Raw genomic sequence first — 1,424 nt, forward strand, 5'->3', positions numbered from 1 at the left:
GGCAAGTGCCCGGTAGCGCATGGAGCGCGTCCCGGTTTTGAGGTTCGCTCGAACCGTGACTGGTGGCCGAACCAGCTGAACCTGAAGATCCTGCACCAGCATTCGAGCCTGTCCAATCCGATGGGCCGGGGCTTCAACTATGCCGAGGAGTTCAAGAAGCTCGACCTTGCGGCGGTGAAGCGGGATCTGTTCGCGCTGATGACGGATTCGCAGGAGTGGTGGCCTGCCGATTTCGGCCATTACGGCCCGCTCTTCATCCGCATGGCCTGGCACAGCGCCGGCACCTACCGCACCGGCGACGGTCGGGGTGGCGCGGGTGCGGGCCAGCAGCGCTTCGCTCCGCTCAACTCGTGGCCGGACAACGTCAATCTCGACAAGGCCCGCCGCCTGCTCTGGCCGATCAAGCGCAAATACGGCAACCGGATCTCCTGGGCCGACCTGATGATCCTGGCCGGCAATTGCGCGCTGGAATCGATGGGCTTCAAGACCTTCGGCTTTGCCGGCGGCCGCGAGGATGTGTGGGAGCCGGAAGAGGACGTCTACTGGGGCAGCGAGAATGTCTGGCTCGACGACAAGCGCTACAGCGGCGACCGCGATCTGGAGACCCCGCTCGCCGCCGTGCAGATGGGCCTGATCTATGTCAATCCCGAAGGGCCCAACGGCAATCCCGACCCGCTGGCGGCGGCCCGCGACATCCGCGAGACCTTCGCCCGCATGGCGATGAACGACGAGGAGACGGTGGCGCTGATCGCCGGCGGCCACACTTTCGGCAAGACCCATGGCGCGGGCGACGCCGCCAATGTCGGGCCGGAGCCGGAGGCGGCCGGCATCGAGCTGCAGGGCCTTGGCTGGCACAACCAGTTCGGCACCGGCAAGGGGGGCGACACCATCGGCTCGGGCCTGGAGGTGACCTGGACCTCGACGCCGACCAAATGGAGCAACAATTTCTTCTGGAACCTGTTCGGCTATGACTGGGAGCTGACCAAGAGCCCGGCGGGGGCCCATCAGTGGCAGCCCAAGCACGGCGCCGGTGCCGGCTCGGTGCCGGATGCGCATGACCGCTCCAAGCGCCATGCCCCGGCGATGCTGACCACGGACCTGGCGCTGCGCTTCGACCCGGCCTACGAGAAGATCTCCCGGCATTTCTTCGAGAACCCGGACGCCTTCGCCGACGCCTTCGCCCGGGCCTGGTTCAAGCTGACCCATCGCGACATGGGCCCGCGCGCCCGCTATCTCGGCCCGGAGGTTCCGGCCGAGGAGCTGATCTGGCAGGATCCGCTGCCGGCGGTGGACCATGCCCTGATCGACGACAAGGACGCGGCCGAGCTCAAGGCCAGGATCCTGGCCTCGGGCCTGTCGACCGCCGAGCTGGTTTCCACCGCCTGGGCCTCGGCCTCGACCTTCCGCGGCTCCGACAAAAGGGG

1 protein-coding gene is annotated in these 1,424 nt (G+C 67.4%); it reads left to right on the forward strand.

The features are described 5' to 3' along the window. Positions 1–1,424, forward strand: a 1,424-nt coding sequence (gene katG, locus J8I29_RS29615) for a catalase/peroxidase HPI (protein WP_209434417.1), incomplete at both ends; no start/stop codon positions are given.

It is taken from the genome of Labrys sp. LIt4 (assembly GCF_017813775.1).
GTDB lineage: Bacteria > Pseudomonadota > Alphaproteobacteria > Rhizobiales > Labraceae > Labrys > Labrys okinawensis_A.